Annotated in this window: 15 protein-coding genes; 9 read left to right on the top strand and 6 right to left on the bottom strand. The window is 40.6% G+C overall.

The features are described from left to right. The first annotated feature begins 74 nt into the window (after positions 1–74). Positions 75–1,121, top strand: a complete 1,047-nt coding sequence (locus LQ188_RS17990; protein ID WP_101224468.1) for a M42 family metallopeptidase — start codon at positions 75–77, stop codon at positions 1,119–1,121. Positions 1,122–1,444: 323 nt separating this feature from the next. Here LQ188_RS17990 and LQ188_RS17985 read toward each other — a convergent pair whose 3' ends face one another. Continuing rightward, on the bottom strand, positions 1,445–1,867 hold the full coding sequence (locus tag LQ188_RS17985) for a pyridoxamine 5'-phosphate oxidase family protein (protein WP_230177645.1): 423 nt from the start codon (positions 1,865–1,867) through the stop codon (positions 1,445–1,447). 185 nt (positions 1,868–2,052) lie between these two features. On the opposite strand from LQ188_RS17985, the gene LQ188_RS17980 reads away from it, so the two are divergent. Beyond that, entirely contained in the window at positions 2,053–2,868 is an 816-nt protein-coding gene (locus LQ188_RS17980) for a cyanophycinase (RefSeq protein WP_230177643.1), read from the top strand. After that, complete coding sequence (gene cphA, locus LQ188_RS17975; RefSeq protein ID WP_230177641.1) at positions 2,865–5,486, top strand: cyanophycin synthetase; 2,622 nt, start codon at positions 2,865–2,867, stop codon at positions 5,484–5,486. The genes LQ188_RS17980 and cphA overlap by 4 nt, the downstream gene beginning before the upstream one ends. 95 nt (positions 5,487–5,581) lie before the next feature. Here cphA and yidC read toward each other — a convergent pair whose 3' ends face one another. Together yidC and LQ188_RS17965 are read right to left on the bottom strand one after the other, a co-directional pair. Continuing rightward, on the bottom strand, positions 5,582–6,367 hold the full coding sequence (yidC, locus tag LQ188_RS17970) for a membrane protein insertase YidC (protein WP_230177639.1): 786 nt from the start codon (positions 6,365–6,367) through the stop codon (positions 5,582–5,584). A gap of 28 nt (positions 6,368–6,395) precedes the next feature. After that, positions 6,396–6,683, bottom strand: coding sequence for a hypothetical protein (locus LQ188_RS17965; protein ID WP_101224472.1), 288 nt, complete (start codon positions 6,681–6,683; stop codon positions 6,396–6,398). A gap of 305 nt (positions 6,684–6,988) precedes the next feature. Here LQ188_RS17965 and LQ188_RS17960 point away from each other — a divergent pair, with 305 nt between their 5' ends. After that, a complete protein-coding gene (locus tag LQ188_RS17960) occupies positions 6,989–7,441 on the top strand; it encodes a hypothetical protein (protein ID WP_101224473.1) in 453 nt (150 codons plus the stop codon). Between the two features lie 490 nt (positions 7,442–7,931). Here LQ188_RS17960 and LQ188_RS17955 read toward each other — a convergent pair whose 3' ends face one another. Continuing rightward, positions 7,932–8,753: a glycerophosphodiester phosphodiesterase family protein gene (locus tag LQ188_RS17955; protein WP_230177637.1), complete on the bottom strand. Its 822-nt coding sequence runs from the start codon at positions 8,751–8,753 to the stop codon at positions 7,932–7,934. Positions 8,754–8,958: 205 nt separating this feature from the next. Between LQ188_RS17955 and LQ188_RS17950 the strand changes: the two genes are divergently transcribed. Further along, a complete protein-coding gene (locus tag LQ188_RS17950) occupies positions 8,959–10,275 on the top strand; it encodes an MFS transporter (protein WP_202190628.1) in 1,317 nt (438 codons plus the stop codon). A gap of 53 nt (positions 10,276–10,328) precedes the next feature. On the opposite strand, the gene LQ188_RS17945 is transcribed toward LQ188_RS17950, so the two are convergent. After that, the gene (locus LQ188_RS17945; RefSeq protein ID WP_101224475.1) at positions 10,329–10,745 is read right to left on the bottom strand and encodes an organic hydroperoxide resistance protein; all 417 of its coding nucleotides are present in this window, start codon (positions 10,743–10,745) and stop codon (positions 10,329–10,331) included. A 188-nt stretch (positions 10,746–10,933) separates the two neighbouring features. Between LQ188_RS17945 and LQ188_RS17940 the strand changes: the two genes are divergently transcribed. Genes LQ188_RS17940 through LQ188_RS17930 form a run of 3 tightly spaced genes read left to right on the top strand, consistent with a single transcriptional unit; the run spans position 10,934 to position 14,158 of the window. Next, positions 10,934–11,320, top strand: a complete 387-nt coding sequence (locus LQ188_RS17940; RefSeq protein WP_350301853.1) for a GntR family transcriptional regulator — start codon at positions 10,934–10,936, stop codon at positions 11,318–11,320. Further along, positions 11,317–12,216 carry an ABC transporter ATP-binding protein gene (locus tag LQ188_RS17935; RefSeq protein WP_101224477.1) on the top strand — a complete coding sequence of 300 codons (900 nt, stop codon included), beginning with the start codon at positions 11,317–11,319 and terminating at the stop codon, positions 12,214–12,216. The genes LQ188_RS17940 and LQ188_RS17935 overlap by 4 nt, the downstream gene beginning before the upstream one ends. Next, on the top strand, positions 12,191–14,158 hold the full coding sequence (locus tag LQ188_RS17930; RefSeq protein WP_230177635.1) for a DUF6449 domain-containing protein: 1,968 nt from the start codon (positions 12,191–12,193) through the stop codon (positions 14,156–14,158). The genes LQ188_RS17935 and LQ188_RS17930 overlap by 26 nt, the downstream gene beginning before the upstream one ends. Positions 14,159–14,262: 104 nt before the next feature. On the opposite strand, the gene LQ188_RS17925 is transcribed toward LQ188_RS17930, so the two are convergent. Then, a complete protein-coding gene (locus LQ188_RS17925; RefSeq protein ID WP_230177634.1) occupies positions 14,263–14,466 on the bottom strand; it encodes a cold-shock protein in 204 nt (67 codons plus the stop codon). An 868-nt stretch (positions 14,467–15,334) separates the two neighbouring features. Between LQ188_RS17925 and LQ188_RS17920 the strand changes: the two genes are divergently transcribed. Beyond that, entirely contained in the window at positions 15,335–16,909 is a 1,575-nt protein-coding gene (locus tag LQ188_RS17920) for a peptide chain release factor 3 (RefSeq protein WP_076366909.1), read from the top strand. Positions 16,910–17,549: the final 640 nt, after the last annotated feature.

Genomic DNA, 17,549 nt, shown 5'->3' with positions numbered 1-17,549 from the left:
TGGCGGTCTTTAAATATGTTAAAAGTTGCCATAAAAAGATATAATGAAGCAAGAGGAAAGGAGAGATGATACGCATGAGTGTGATCGAAGAAAAAGAAATTGTATCTTACATAAAAGAATTGGTGTCCATACCCAGCCCCTCCGGCTATACAGAGCAAGCCATTAAATACGCGGCTGATTTCATGGAGCAGAGGAAGGTTCCTTACAAGATCACGAATAAAGGGGCATTGCTTGCTTCATTGAAAGGCGAAAATGATGGCAAACATCGTTTGCTGACTGCCCATGTCGATACACTGGGGGCCATGGTAAAGGAAATCAAGGCGAATGGCCGTCTTAAATTGACAATGATCGGCGGTTTCCGCTGGAACTCAGTGGAAGGGGAGTATTGTAAAATCCATACAGCTGACGGAACCATTATCACCGGGACCATTTTAATCAATCAGACCTCTGTCCACGTATATAAAAATGCCGGCGATGCCAAGCGTGATGATGAGACAATTGAGGTCCGGATAGATGCTGTCGTGAAGACTAAAGCGGAAACAGAGGCCATTGGCATTTCTGTTGGAGATTTTGTCTCCTTTGAACCAAGAGTGGAAGTGACGGATACAGGCTTTTTGAAATCAAGGCATTTGGATGATAAAGCTAGCGTTGGCATCCTCCTTCATATCATTGACCTCATTTCCGCAGGAAAAATAAAATTGGCATATACGACCCATTTCCTGATTTCCAACAATGAAGAAATCGGCTATGGCGGAAATTCCAATATCCCTGAGAAAACAGTCGAATATCTAGCAGTCGATATGGGCGCGATCGGCGATGGACAATCGACGGATGAATTCAGCGTATCCATTTGCGCAAAAGACTCCTCAGGTCCATATCATTATAAATTGCGTCAGCATTTAGTTTCACTTGCCCAAGCAAATGCCGTCGACTACCGCGTCGATATTTATCCATATTATGGATCGGACGCTTCTGCTGCAATCCGGGCAGGATATGATGTCGTACATGGTCTGATCGGACCGGGAATCGATGCCTCACATGCCTTCGAGCGGACACATGTTTCTTCATTAAAGCATACAGCCAATCTGATTTTGCACTATATCCAATCAGAGCTGGTGTAATCGTGAAAAAAGCCCGTACTCATGTGCGGGCTTTTAACTGTTTTATAGCGCTATTTTTAGTATAGTACTGTGTTAGTGAAATGCACGTGAATTTCGGTCATTTACTCGTGATTTGGAGTAATACTCGTGAATTTCGATCAAATACTCATGAGTTTTGGTGTTTTACTCGTGAATTTCGGTCATTTACTCCTGATTTGGAGTAATACTCGTGAATTTCGATCAAATACTCGTGAGATTTGGTGTTTTACTCGTGAATTTTGGTCATTTACTCGTGAGTTTGAGCGTAATACTCGTCATTTGGCGTAAGTACAAAAAATAAAGATTTACAATGATAATTCTTGTGGAGGTTCACCGTTGTTGTTCATCAATCGGATGCTTTCCGGCTTAATTTGCAGGATTAAATAATTCGGATCTTTCGGACCTTCGAACCAATCTTCAAAGGATTCATTCCATAATTTATCCTTCAGTTCCTGTGAATCGTTTATTTTCGAGGTACCTGAGATTTCCAGGTAAGAATCGCCCAATCCTTTATTATCATAGCCGATCAGGATATGAACATTAGGATTCTTTTCAATTTCATCAATTTTTTCCGTCTTTCCACTCGTTGGTGTGTATAAAGTTAAATCATCGTTAAAGAATGTCATATAGCGTGAATGTGGTTTGTTGTTTTCAACTGAAGATAAAACTCCTATTTTATGATCACGGATGATGTTCAATACTTTTTCTTTAATTTGGTTTTCGCTCATTTTTGCACACTCCTTTTTATTTTTTTACTCTATTACTTTTCCTCTCTTTACATTAAGTTAAACAAAATTCTACAGTTTCCCATTTTTATGAATGAAGATTGATAGAAGTTGCCATACTAGTCATTATGTGTTCTATTTTGAGCAATTTCATGATGTTAATCCATTTGTAAAGGTGAGTATGATGAATGAATTGTGGTGAATTACTTATCATTGGCGGGGCAGAGGATAAGTGCCTTGAAGGTGAAGTATTAAATAAATTTGTCGAGCTTGCAACCCGTAATAGGGATGGCGGAATAGGAATATTGCCTACAGCGAGTGAAATTCCTGAGGAAGTGAGTACAGAGTATATCAAAATTTTCAGGGATTTAGGCGTGGGCAGGGTGGAAGTGATCAAGCTGGATTCAAGGCAGGATGCAGATGACCCAGCAATTTGTGAACAGCTGACATCTTTTTCCGCCATCTTCATTTCAGGGGGAAACCAAAGCCGATTGTTTGAGCTGATTGGAAAAACCAAATTCCACGATGCCCTTTCTAAAGCCTGGCATAAAGGAATGGTGATAGCAGGGACAAGTGCTGGTGCTTCCATTTTAGGTAAGCATATGATCATTGCTGCTGACACGATGCTGAATGACAATAAGTTAAAGGTTGAGATTGGGATGGGTTTCGGCTTCCTTGACGATTTGATAATCGATCAACATTTTTCCCAGCGTGGCCGATTTGACCGCCTGTTAAGTGCGATAGCAGGGAAAAAGGAAATTATGGGTATTGGCATAGATGAAAATACAGCAATTTTAGTTAAAGACGGTCATTTTGAAGTAGTTGGCCAACATCAAGTATTGGTGCTTGATGGCAGCACAAGTGACTATATCAATATCACATCTTCTGATAATGGCAGTGAAGAGTTGACTCTTTCGGGATTTAACCTACATGCACTAACCAGAGGATACCGTTTTGACCTGCTTGCAAGGAAATTGTTGATGAAAAAGGGGATCCAACAATGATAATCAATCGAGTCCGTTATTTAAAAGGACCTAATTATTTTGCTTATACACCGACGATTTGCATTGAATTGGATATAGGGGAACTGGAACAGAAACCATCTGATTCAATACCTGGATTCAATGAAAAATTGTTAAAGGCACTCCCGAACCTGGGAAGCCACACATGTTCAAAAGGGTATCGAGGCGGTTTCGCCGAGAGGCTGAGAAAAGGAACATGGATGGGACATATATTGGAGCATATGACGATTGAGCTTCAAAACCTGGCCGGAATCGAAGCCATTCGTGGAAAAACGATAATGATGGAAAAGAAGGGCTTTTATTATGTGACCTTTGACTATCAGGAGCCTCACTCAGGTCTTCAAGCTTTTTTAGCAGCAAAAGATATAGCGGAAGCCATCCTGAATGGTGAAAAGCATATAAATGTACAATCTTATGTAAAACAAATAGAGCAGTTATATTATAAAAATAAACTGGGGCCAAGTACCGAAGCCATTTTTAAAGCAGCACAAGCAAAAGGTATCCCTGTCGAGCGAATGGGTGATGAAAGCTTACTGCGTTTAGGAACCGGTACAAGGCAGAAGTATGTCCAGGCGACAATTTCCAGCCAGACTTCGAATATTGCCGTTGAGAATTCATGTGACAAATCATTGACCAAATCAATTTTAAGAGGGTGTGGACTCCCTGTACCTGAAGGGGAAGTTGCCCATTCCATCGAAGATATCTTTGCCTCGGCGGACAGGCTGGGTTTTCCGCTGGTCATTAAACCGTACAATGGGAGGCAGGGGCAGGGCGTCATCACCCATATCAAAAATAAGGATGAACTATTCAATGTAATCAATTGTTTGGAGTCGCATGTGGAGAAGTACATAGTCGAACGACATATTGAAGGACATGATTATCGGTTACTGATAGTCAACGGTGAACTTATAGCCGCTAGTTTGAGGCTTCCTCCCTTTGTTATTGGCAACGGTAAGGAATCGATACGTAAATTGATAGAAAAGGAAAATTGTAATGATTTGCGGGGAGAAGGACATGAGAAGGCAATGTCAAAGATCCCGCTTACACATACTGTGACGTGTTATTTGGAAAAATCGAATCGGACGCTCGATACCATTCCGAATCAAGGGGAATTGGTTCAAGTTGTCGGCAATGCAAATCTTTCGACTGGTGGAAAGGCAATCGATGTAACGGATCAGGTTCATCCCACCATTAAAAATATGTCGGTTGCTGCCGCGAAAGCGGTTGGTCTGGATATAGCCGGAATCGATTTTATCTGTGAGGATATATCCAAACCAATCGAACATTCACGGACTGCGATTATTGAAGTGAATGCTGCTCCGGGAATTCGAATGCATCATTATCCGAGCGAAGGGAAAAAAAGGGATGTAGGCAAGGCCATTGTCGATTATTTATTTCCGACTCGGGAAGAGGCAGCTATACCGATCATCGCAGTGACCGGAACAAATGGAAAGACGACAACGACCCGATTGGTTCATTATTTTCTTTCTAATGAAAATACAAAGGTGGGTATGACGAATTCAGATGGAGTATATATCGGCGATGAGGTAATGGATCAAGGTGACTGCAGTGGCCCGGTCAGTGCAAGAATGGTATTGGCCCATCCTGAAGTTGATGTAGCCGTATTGGAAACGGCCCGGGGAGGGATTCTTCGTGAAGGTCTTGCTTTTCGTAAATGTGATGTGGGGATCATTACCAATGTAAGTGAGGATCACCTCGGCCATGATGGAATCGATACATTGGATGATCTCATTAAATTAAAGAGGCTGGTAGCCGAAGTCGTAATGAAAACAGGCTATTGTGTGCTGAATGCAGATGATCCGAATGTAGCAGCCATGAACGCTCATACAGATGGAGAGGTCATTTACACCTCTACTAATGCCACCCAGCCTCACGTGAAGGCTGCGATAAATGGGGGATGTAAAGTTTGGTACGTCAATGAACAAGGTGTAATCTGTCATTCATCTGATGGTGTCATCCGACAATTTATGGATTGCACCAAGATTCCAATAACGATTTCCGGCATGGCACGTCATAATATCGCCAATTTACTTCAAGCGTTAGCCGCAGCCGAGACTCAAGGCATTTCAATGGAAGAACTACGAAGGAAGGCTGCCAAATTTATGCCTGATACGAATTTGTCCAAAGGACGTTTCAATTTAAAAAAGTTGAAAGAGCGCACGATCATCATCGACTATGCCCATAATGAAGCAGGATTGAAGGCCATATTCGAAACGGTCAGTGCCTATAACAAAAATCGTCTTATCACTGTTTTGGCAGGACCTGGGGACCGTATTGATGAAGAGCTAATCAGGCTCTCCAAGGAGGCGGCCATGAATTCTGATCTATTCATCATTAAAGAAGACGATGATTTGCGGGGCAGGGAGCCGTTCGAAGTAGCCAGACTGCTTCAGGAAGCTGCCGTAGAAGCAGGGTTACAAAAAGATCGGACCTTAATCGAACCTAATGAATTGGACGCATTCGTAAAAGCGTGGGAAACATCACAACCGGGTGACCTATTATTGTTCTTTTACACGGATTTCGAATATGTAGAGAAGTTTTTCGAAAAGGTATCAACAAATCCATTGCCAAAGAAATAAAATAGTGAATTTCGCCCTGAAAATCCACTTTCCATCAAGGCTAGCAATTACTCGCGAAAATTTAACTTTATGAAAATAAAGCTAATCCAATTGGATTAGCTTTTTTTCATAACCGTTTCATTTGCAGCGGGAACACCGGCATGGTCTTTTTTATATATTCGCTGAAGCACGATGGACTGAACAATCATGAATATACCTCCGATTGACCAGTATAACGGCAAAGCAGCAGGAGCGGAGAAAGAAATGAATAAAATCATTGCTGGTGAGAGCAGGCTCATCATCTTCATTTGTTTCTGCTGTTCCTCCGGCATTTGTCTCATGGAAATGACCGATTGGAAGTAATAAATGACACCAGCAATAATCGCCATGGCAATATTCGGCTGACCAAGGCTGTACCAAAGGAAACTATGGGTCGCAATTTCATGTGAGCCTTGGATCGCATAATAAAAGCCCATTAGAATCGGCATTTGAATTAAGAGCGGCAAACAGCCCATATTTAAAGGATTGACTCCATGCTTTTGGTAAAGCTGCATCATTTCCTGTTGAAGGGCCTTTTGTTTAGCTGGATCTTTCGTCTCTTTGATTTTCTGCTGGATTGCAGTCATTTCCGGTTTCAGCCCATTCATCTTCGTTTTCATGCTAAGCTGTGTTTTATATTGCTTGGCAGTCAGTGGAAGCAAGACAAGGCGAATCAAAAATGTCATCATGATGATGCTTAAACCATAGTTGCCATTAAATAAATCAGCATTAAATTCCAACATTTTTGTCATAGGGTTAACCAAAGCGGTATGAAATGGACCGCTCGTTGCTGCTGAGCATCCTGTCAATAGGGTCGTTGCCAGAAATAGTACTGCAATTAGAAACATGTTTTTCTTCTTCAATATAATTTCCTCCTCAAATTGTTAGTGGTTAAACAAAGAGAAGGAGGCTTGGCTCATCGGAATCATCTGGTGAATCCTTTTGCCGGATAAATGTGAAGAAGCGCTGTGCACCGCGCCAGTCAAAAATGCTGCCCGCATGAACGGGGGATTTACTTTTATCTGTATGAACGGAAGCTTGATATTTGTCGTTCAAGAGCGATTGCTTTTTATTTAAGAAGTAAAACGCAGCCAGTGGAAAGACAAAGGTAAATAAGTAACCTGCCCATACCGCATGGCGAACGGTCTGATAATCGAATTCTAATAATAATTCCCACATAGGAATCCCTCGTTTTTTCTAAGATAAGAAAATTTGGCCTCCCACAATGATTCAGGGCCTGAAATGACTTTTGACTTTATTGAGTTTAAATCATTAAGAACACTATATCAAATTCTAGTGCAAGAAAGCTAAAAAATACAGGGATTTTTTCAAAAAATAAACAGGGAATATTTTCTGACGCATTATTTTCCGTTTAAAGATTCAGTAGAACCACAGAGTCGAGACAGTAATTAGGAATGAAAATGCACATATGGCCGTTCGTCTACATACGGATAAAAGAAAGTTCAATTATGAGGTGAAAAAGTATGAAACCATACAATTCATTCTATCAACACCATAACGGTACTGAAAATATCTATCAAAATGCACATCTCCGAAACATGGATAATGATTTCTTGGCGATTCCATATCCAAAACAGATAATGGATGTAAGGACTCCTCCTGGCCCGCCTGGCCCGTCCTATGGGGACCATCCGCCGCCGCGGCCGCCGCACGGAGGAGGCCCGCCTCATATAGCTCCGCCATTATTCACTCCACAACTTCACGATGGAATGTCTAAGGCAATGGACACTGATTCAATGAAAGGGTGTTTATACAAACATACGTATGTTTGGCTTAAAAATGGCCGCTCATTTTGGTTTTACCCCACATATGTCGGCTATAATTCCGTGGCAGGTTATCGATGGAGACGAAGTCAACAGCGATGGGCATATTATGGAACGGACGCGCATGAGATACAATTCTTTCATTGTTATTAAAATAACAATCCGCATTAGCGGATTGTTCAGTTGTGGACAAAAGGGGGTCGAATAAAATGGGTGTGGGTCGAATAAAGTTGGGTGTAGGTCGAATGAAATGGTGAACGGTCGAATAGAGTGGGGTGTAGGTCGAATAAATGCGTGGACGACCGAATAAAGTGCGGTGTAGATCGAAAAAAGTGGGGTGTGGGTCGAATAAAATGGTGAACGGTCGAATAAAGTGGGGTGTAGGTCGAATAAAATGATGAACGGTCGAATAAAGTGGGGTGTGGGTCGAATAAATGCGTGAACGGTCGAATAAAGTGCGATGTAGGTCGAATAAATGCGTGAACGGTCGAATAAATGCCTGAACCCCAACAAAAGTGCTCCGGCTGAAAACAACGGGGAAGTTTTTTTAAGAAGGAGGTTCGGAATGGTCTCACCCCGAACCATGATTATAAAAATTTCTGTAACCCTTATTAGAGTGAAGAAGGCAAATTCATTCAATGATTCAATCAAAAAAATAATCAGGAAAATCAGAAATGATCCCATCTAACTGCATCTTTTTGAACATGCGGATTTGTTTTTTATTGTTGACGGTCCATGTATATACTTTCATCCCGTGCTTTTGGATTCGCATTTGCAGTTTCGTACTCAAAATCGTTTGCTTTGGATTCAAAAATGATGCAAACTCGGCAATCTCCTTTAATTTTTGGTCATTAATTCGCCGTTTTATCAAAACGCCCACTTGTATGTCTGGCATTAATTGATGAAACCTTTTCATGGATTCCATATCGAACGAATGAACCATTATCCTATTTTCACTTGTTGAATATTCTTGGAATTTTCCTAATTCTTCTGCAAGTTTCCGTTCAATGCCGGGATAAGCAGATGGATGTTTTAATTCGATTAAGATTCCGACTTTTGACCCGAAATTTTCCAATACCTCACTTAATAAAGGAATTTTTTCGTTTTTAAAACGGGAATGATACCAGCTTCCTGCATCCAGTTCCTTTAATTCGGCAGCCGTGTAATCACGGATGTTCCCTTTGCCGTTCGTGGTTCGATCCAGAGTTGGGTCATGATGAACCACAAGTACATCATCTTTACTAAGATGGATATCCACTTCCAGGAAATCAGCTCCCAATTCAATAGCTTTATTATAAGATGCCATTGTATTCTCGGGGCAATATCCAGATGCACCGCGATGTCCAATTTTAAGTGGTGAATGCTGCATTTTGAAGTCCTCAGGGAAAACACCCTTTGTTCGATTAGAATAGATGGCGAACAGGACAAGTATGGTTACCAAGATAATAAGAAAAAATGCAATCATCTTTCACACTCCTTTTAGGAATTAAAATTCTTAAATATTCTTTAGAAAGAATATAAAGAAGTTTTCAGGACAGCCTCATTTCACAATTTTACATGTTAGCCAGGGAAAAATCATGTTTTACACAATGTTATAATCCCGACTTAAAGGATTTATTGGAGAGGTATGGAATACATATAATTTAAGTATCAATAAGGGGGGAAAGCAGATGGAGTTGCAGGTGAAACCGAAGTCTAAAAAATCGAGGGGGAATTTTGGTTTATATTTTTCCCTGCCCATTCTGTCTTGGGCGTTTTACGATTTTGCCAATACGATTTTTTCTTCTAATATCAATACGATTTTCTTTCCATTCTTCCTCCAGGAACAGATTGGGGAAAATGCCGTTCTTGATCAGATTGCCAGTACCTTCATCTCCTACGCAAATGCGATTGCCAGTTTGTTTCTAGTTTTGTTTTCCCCGCTGTTCGGTGTCATGATCGATCGAACGGGAAAAATGAAAAAATACATTATGATTTTCACACTCATTTCCGTTGTATGTACATTTTTAATGGGGGTATTTGGAGGGGCGCCGTTCGATGGGAAGCTTCTTGGCATTCCAATTTCCTTGGCGATCGTCATTCTTTTATTTGTGATAGCAAAGTTTTTCTATCATTCGAGTCTTGTTTTCTATGATACGATGATGAGTGATTTAGGCACGAAACAGCAATTGCCGCTTATATCAGGATTTGGCGTGGCGGTAGGCTACCTTGGAACGTTAGTGGGCCTGTCCATCTATCCATTCATAAGTAAAGGGAGTTCACATGAAGCCTTTATTCCCACGGCCATTTTATTTCTGGTTTTTTCCCTTCCATTGTTCTTTTTTTTAAAAGAGTCTCCAAAACAGCAAAAAGCGAAACAACCTTTTTTATCCGGTTATAAGGAAATTAAATCCACATTTAAAGAGATGAAATCCCATCGATCGGTTTTTACATTCATGATTGCTTATTTCTTTTTAAATGATGCAATTGCGACCACTATCGGCATGATGGCCATATATGCCAAGACTGTTGTTGGATTTTCCTCAAGCGGATTCATTTTGCTTTACTTGGTTTCGACAGTATCGAGTATTGCCGGATCGTTTCTGTTTGGATACATCACGCAGTCGAAGGGGCCGCGGCTAGCTGTGACATATGTGGGGGTTCTGCTTTTGGTTGCTTTATTTATAGCGCTCTTTGCACAAACCGCTCTATGGTTCTGGGTTGCCGGAAGTATGTTCGGCATTTCACTTGGTTCGATGTGGGTGACATCACGGACATATATCATTGAATTGACCCCGGATGAGAAGAGGGGGCAATTTTTTGGACTATTTGCATTCTCAGGAAAAGTCTCTTCAATAATCGGTCCGCTTTTATATGGAACAATAACGTTGGTATTCCATGACCTCGGTACATTGGCGAGCAGGATGGCATTGGGCTCATTGATCATCATGGCGGTAATAGGTCTGGGCTTTCTTTTGAAAATGAAGGGATTGGAAGAAGTGAACTAAGAAAAAAGGGAATGGAGCCGGCCTTAATGCCGTATCCATTCCCTTGCATAATCTTATACCAAAATCAAGGTGACATCGACGTTCCCGCGAGTCGCTTTTGAATAGGGGCAGGTCATATGTGCTTTTTTGGCGAAGTCTTCAGCCTCTTCCCTGCTTAGGTCGGGAATGGAAACATCCAATCTTACAGCCAATTTAAAGCCTCCGTCATCCTCATCTTTACCGATCGTGACATTTGCCGTCACGGAAGTATCGACTTTTTTCTTTTCTTTTTGCAGAACAAGATTCAAGGCACTGTCAAAGCAAGCCGCGTAACCGGCTGCGAATAATTGTTCCGGGTTTGTGGCGCGCTCACCGGAACCACCTAATTCCTTCGGTGATCTCACATCGAAGTCCAAAATCCCGTCCTCTGATTTAACATGTCCCTCACGACCGCCTTGTACGGCAACTGTAGCTGTGTATAATGGTTTCAATGAAAACAACTCCTTTGTTTATTCTTACTATCATTAGTTCCCTCCTGTAAGTCTTGTTAAACAAAATGAAAGCGAGTTTATGAAGAGTATTGTGTGAAAATGGTTTTAAATTGGTTTTAAATTGGAAGATATTGTTTTATAATTTACTGTATTAGGAGATGTAATACACCCATTTGCAAGGAGGGTTTATGATGTTTGAGCTGGATGTTCAAAATGGAAAGCCGATATATGAGCAATTGATGGATAAGTTAAAGGAACTAATGATCAATGAAGTTTTACAGGAACATAATCAGCTACCATCTATTCGAATATTGGCTCAGGAATTGACCATCAATCCAAATACGATCCAGAAAGCGTACAAGCAGCTTGAATCTGACGGGTTTATATATACATTACCAGGCAAAGGGAATTTCGTGGCTCCTCCTAAATCCTTGAAAAATTCATTGAAAGAAGAAAAGATCAGAAACGAGCTTTCAAGGGTACTCGCTGAAGCTCTTTATATCGGAATCGATAAACATGAAATTTATAGATTGATAAAGGAAATCAGTCCATTGGCAAAGGGGGGAGATTCATGATTGAAATAAAACAGGTGAGTAAATTATATGAAGGAAAAGAAGCGATTAAAAACGTCACCTTGGTCATACAAAAAGGCTCCATATTCGGGTTATTAGGTTCAAATGGGGCGGGGAAAACGACTTTATTAAAAATGCTTTCAGGCAATCTGATACAGGATGCAGGAGAAGTTCTAATTGATCGATCATACGTGTTTGAAAACCGTGAAGTGAAAAATCGTTGTTTCTTCCTTCCTGATACGCCTTATTTCCTGGCTAACTATACGATCATGCAAATGGCAAGTTTTTATAGCCATATTTATAGTGAATGGAATCAAGACCGTTTCTATCAATTACAGGAAGTATTTCCGATACCCGTACAAAATAAAATACATAAACTATCGAAGGGTATGCAAAGACAGGTTGCTTTTTGGCTCGCACTCTCGACGATGCCGGAAGTTCTCATCCTGGATGAACCGTTTGATGGGTTAGATCCGGTCATGCGTAAAAATGTGAGGCAGTTGTTGATTCAGGATGTATCGGAAAGGGATATGACGATTTTACTATCGTCCCATAATCTCCGGGAAATTGAAGATTTAGCCGATCATGTAGGGATTTTACATAGGGGTGAGCTTGTGATCCAAAAGGATTTGAATGACTTAAAAGCTGATGTACACAAAGTGCAAATCGCCTTTAAACATAAAATTCCCCACGGTTTATACCGCGGAATTCAAATTCTCAACAAGGAAAGACGCGGCAGCGTGATCGTTTGCATCGTTAAAGGTAAAGAATCCATGATTAAATCGCACTTTAATCAGTTTCAGCCAGAAATATTAGATATTCTCCCCCTTACTCTAGAGGAGATATTCATTTATGAAATGGGGGATATCGGTTATGTCATCCAGAATAACCTGGTTTAATAGAGAATTGATTATCTATATTTTCAGAAGCACTGGCTGGATTGGTTTCCTGTATCTCGTCGGCCTCATATTTGCGCTGCCTTTGGAAATGTTAGCGATTATCTTGAATGAGAACAATGAATATGTGAAATTTGAAAACCTCTTTTCCTGTCAGCAGATGATACAGTTTGTCTTGGTCATCGTTATTCCAGTATTACTTGCCATCTTCCTTTTTCGGTTTTTACAAGTGAAACAAGCCTCTGACTTTATTCATAGTTTACCGATTACTAGACGCAGCATCTACATTCATATGATTGGGACGGGAATTGGCTTCTTGGGTTTGCCGATATTATTTACAGGTTTAATTTTGATACTATTCCACTCGGCAATTGATATAGAAACGCTATATACCATGCCTGATATATGGTCATGGATGGGGACTACATTTATTTTGGAAGCTTTGATCTTTTCTGTTGCCGTTTTAATTGGCATGGTGACGGGATTATCAGCCTTTCAAGGACTGCTGACCTATATTTTTCTTGCTTTGCCGGTGGGGTTGTTTGTACTGTTTGCAGCCAATGTGAAGTTTTTGATAGCAGGATTTTCTGCAGATTATTATCTAAGCTCCAATATGAAGGGCATCTCCCCCTTATTAGCAGCAACGGAGATGGAAAAAATAGACTTTTTATCTGTTAATACTTTAATTTATAGTATATTAACCTTACTTTTTCTGATTAGTTCTCTTTTTCTCTATGAGAGGAGAAAGCTGGAGCATGTATCGCAGGCATTTGTTTATCCGAAGATTAAGCCATTATTTAAATTCGGCCTGACATTATGCATGATGCTGTTTACAGGACTGTATTTTAGCGAAACGACAAGCCAACCAGGGTGGATTTTCTTCGGATATACCGTCGGTTCTTTACTTGGATATTATTTAGGGGAAATGGTCCTGCAAAAGACTTGGCGAATACGGGTCAACAAGAAAGGTTATGCAGCATTTATAGTGGCTATCATTGTGCTGGCACTCATTATAAAAATAGATCCCCTTCAGTATAAGGCCAAGATTCCTGATGAAAAAATGATTAGCCAAATTTATATTGGCAATTCTCCTTTATTTTTTGAAGATGGTGACACATCGGATAACGCTTCCAATTATCTTAAAGAGAAGGAAAATATAGAAGCGATCAGGTTATTGCATCAGGAAATTATCGATAAGGGTAAAAAGGTTTCCTTTGGTGAATTGAATGATGGACAATCCGTATTCCTGCTGTATGAACTCAAGAATGGAAAACGGTTAGCAAGGGAGTATCATTTGCAAAACTACGACTCATACAAACCGCTATTGGCGAAAATTTATGAGTCGAATGAATATAAAGAAATGGTTAATGAGTTATTGAATGTTTCTGCTGATGACGTATCTAAAATCAAGATAACGGCGAGCGGACAAGTGGACAAATCAATAACGATCACGGACGGTCAACAGCTGGAAGCAGCCGTAAACGCATTGTCGGAGGATCTGAATAATCAATCGTTCGACCAAATGACATCTTCTTTTGGTGCTTATGCCTCCATCGACATTCTCTTGCATAATGACAAAACCATTTATATGAATTGGGACTCTTCATATACTCAGTTTTCAAAATGGATGGAAAGTACCGGACAATCGGAAAAAGCAAGGTTAATGGTTGATGATGTCTCTTATATACTGGTTGCGAAGACCGATTCGAAAGTTTATCATTCGTTTTCTGAAAGTGAAATCGCACAGCAGATTGAACAACAGCCAAACCGCTTGAAAATTAAGACCGCTTCGGAAATCGAGACGGCCATTGATAATGCCCAAATCGATTGGGGCGGGGAGTACTCAGCTGCCTTTTATTATAAAGAAAGCAGAGATGTGGACATCAAGAGTTTTTCCGGTGAACATGTTCCCGGCTTCATTTTGGATCATTTTAATGAAAGATAACGTGAATATGCCGCTTGTACATATAACATATAAAGGAAAGGATGCCGTCCAATCTGGGCGGCATCCTTTTCCAATGTCCATCAATATGTTTGTGTATCTATGCTTTAGAGTTTTATGACGTTTTTAGCTTGGGGTCCGCGGTTTCCTTCTTCGATTTCAAATTCAACCTCTTGACCTTCATCAAGGCTCTTGAAACCTTCTCCTTGAATGGCGGAAAAATGTACGAAAACATCGTCTTCGTTTGGTACTTCGATAAATCCAAATCCTTTGTCACTATTGAACCATTTTACTTTACCTGTTACTGTCATTCGATGAATCCTCCTAAAAAGTTAAAAAATATTAATGGTGATGATTTTACCGTGATGGAAAAATCAATTTCACACATTATCCAGCACCCTCTTTCAAGTTAAAATCATCATACGAAGATGCTTGATAATATGTGAAAGCCTCTTATGAGGCAATTTCCATTTTTTTAATATATACCCACCTTTATAAAGGATAAAACAAATGGAATTAATTTATACATTCCCATTAGGGAAAATATTATTAGACAGGTTTTATAAGGGGAAGCATAACGGTATTGTCGCACAGGAGTTTCCTGGATTGAAATTTGACCGGGCCAATAGGAAAAGCCTTTAGAGTGGAGAATAGGAAAACAATTTGGCATTAAAGTTTTTCACGAAAATAATCGGGTATAGGATAAGTAAGAAAGAAAGGACTGATGAAAAATGAAGAAATTATTAAAAAGGGCCCTCATTTTTGCTGCTCCAATCATATTCAAGGAAGTAAAAAAACGCTGGAAGAACAAGCGGAATCAAAAAGCGATTAAACCTGCAAGGTAAATAAGTTAAACCATGAATAAATGAACGGTAACCATATGGATTAAGATAAGGGGCGCTGATTAAGCGTCTTTTGTTTTGCCATCTGAACAAAACCCCTTATGGTGATTCATTCACCTCTACATCTTTCCTTCATATCGTGTTAAAATAGAAAGGTTGATTGAAATGAATGCAGAGTAGCCAAGGTTTAAGCCTTATGATATATTTCTTCTTACATATATTGTGTATGATCAGGATTTTTGCATACAAAGAAAGGTTGCCATTCCAATGTAAATAATACAAATGAACCCCCTATAAATTTTTTTATTGATGACTCCAATAATGAAAGGAACATTTTATGACTACTTTAAAAGACGAGGTTCAATCCCGACGGACCTTCGCAATCATCTCTCACCCGGATGCAGGGAAAACGACTTTGACAGAAAAATTATTGCTGTTTGGCGGCGCGATCCGTGATGCCGGAACAGTTAAAGCTAGAAAAACAGGGAAGTATGCAACAAGTGACTGGATGGAGATTGAAAAGCAACGGGGAATTTCAGTTACATCTTCAGTCATGCAATTCGATTATGATGATTTCCGTGTCAATATTCTCGATACACCAGGCCACCAAGATTTCAGTGAAGACACATATCGTACACTGATGGCTGTTGATAGCGCCGTGATGATCATTGACTCGGCAAAAGGTATCGAGGATCAGACGGTTAAATTATTCAAAGTATGCCGGATGAGGGGTATCCCGATTTTCACTTTTATCAATAAAATGGACCGACAAGGTAAAACGCCGCTAGAATTGCTTGCCGAACTCGAAGAGGTATTAGGTATAGAAACATATCCAATGAACTGGCCGATTGGGATGGGAAAAGACTTCGTGGGCATTTACGACAGGTTCAATAATCGGATTGAACAGTTCAAAACGGAAGGGGAAGAGCGTTTCCTTCCATTGAATGACGAAGGTGAACTCGAAGTGGATCATAAACTTAAGGATTCCCAGTTATATGAGCAAACTTTGGAAGAAATCATGCTGTTGACGGAAGCGGGTAACCAATTCTCTGAAGAAAACATTGCGAATGGAAAACTTAGTCCCGTATTTTTCGGGAGTGCTTTAACGACGTTCGGTGTTCAGACGTTTTTGGATGCTTATCTGAAATTTGCACCAGCCCCACAAGCGCGGATGACAACGTCAGGTGAAATGGACCCTGTCAGTAATGATTTTTCTGGTTTCATTTTCAAGATCCAAGCGAATATGAACCCAAAACACCGTGACCGGATCGCTTTCCTTCGCATTTGCTCCGGTAAATTCGAACGTGGGATGAGCGTCAACCTGAGCAGGACAGGAAAACCAATCAACCTTTCTTCTTCCACTCAATTCATGGCTGATGATCGGAACACCGTAAATGAAGCGGTAAGCGGAGATATCATCGGTTTATATGATACAGGTAACTACCAAATTGGCGATACGATTACAACAAGCAAAGACATGTTTCAGTTTGAAAGGCTGCCTCAGTTTACACCGGAACTATTCATGAGGGTAACAGCTAAAAACGTCATGAAACAGAAACACTTCCATAAAGGAATTAACCAACTTGTACAAGAAGGGGCAATTCAGCTCTTCAAAACGGTCCGGATGGAAGAATATCTGCTTGGTGCGGTTGGGCAACTTCAATTCGAAGTATTCGAGCATCGAATGAGGAACGAGTACAATGTTGAAGTCGTGATGGAGCGCATGGGCAGCAAGATTACACGCTGGGCTGAAGATGAAAAGCTTGATGAAAATCTTCATAGCTCAAGAAGCATCCTTGTTAAAGATCGGTTTGATAAATATGCATTCTTATTTGAAAATGAGTTTGCTCTTCGTTGGTTCCAAGATAAAAATCCTGATGTGGAATTATATAATCCAATGGATTTGAAATAATGAAGAAGCCCGTGTTATATACGGGCTTCAGACTGTAGACAAACTCGATGAAAATCAAGTTTGTCTACAGTTTTTTTTTGTGAAAAACTCGAACGTTGATTTCCACTACAGGCACTCGCTTTCCGCGGGCGGTCCGGGAGCCTCCTCGACGCCTTGCGTCTGTGGGGTCTCCCTTGGACGCGTTTTTCCCGCAGGAGTCTCGCACCTTCCGTTCCAATCTACTTTGTCTTAAATTTTAGATAGAACCCTTTGTCTACAGTTTTTTTTGTTTGAAAACTCGAACGTTGATTTCCATTACAGGCACTCGCTTTCCGCGGCGGTCCGGGAGCCTCCTCGACGCCTTGCGTCTGTGGGGTCTCCCTTGGACGCGTTTTTCCCGCAGGAGTCTCGCACCTTCCGTTCCAATCTACTTTGTCTTAAATTTTAGATAGACCCCCATTTGTCTACAAACTCGAACCCCGTGTGTTATGAATACAAGAGATTTTTTCATTATCTGGAGATATTTTAATTCTACTATAACTATCGCTTACCTTACGGGTGACCTTATAGACAGGGAATGACTAGTGCCGAGAGCCTCATAATGGCCTCAGCAGACTTTTCTCGTGGGAATGTGGGGTAATTACTTCTATCATTCTAGTTC

The sequence above is a fragment of the Peribacillus sp. Bi134 genome (genome assembly GCF_918698065.1).
Classification (GTDB): domain Bacteria; phylum Bacillota; class Bacilli; order Bacillales; family DSM-1321; genus Peribacillus.
Note: the sequence above shows the minus strand (reverse complement) of the source record. Positions and strands in the feature narration are given on the sequence as shown.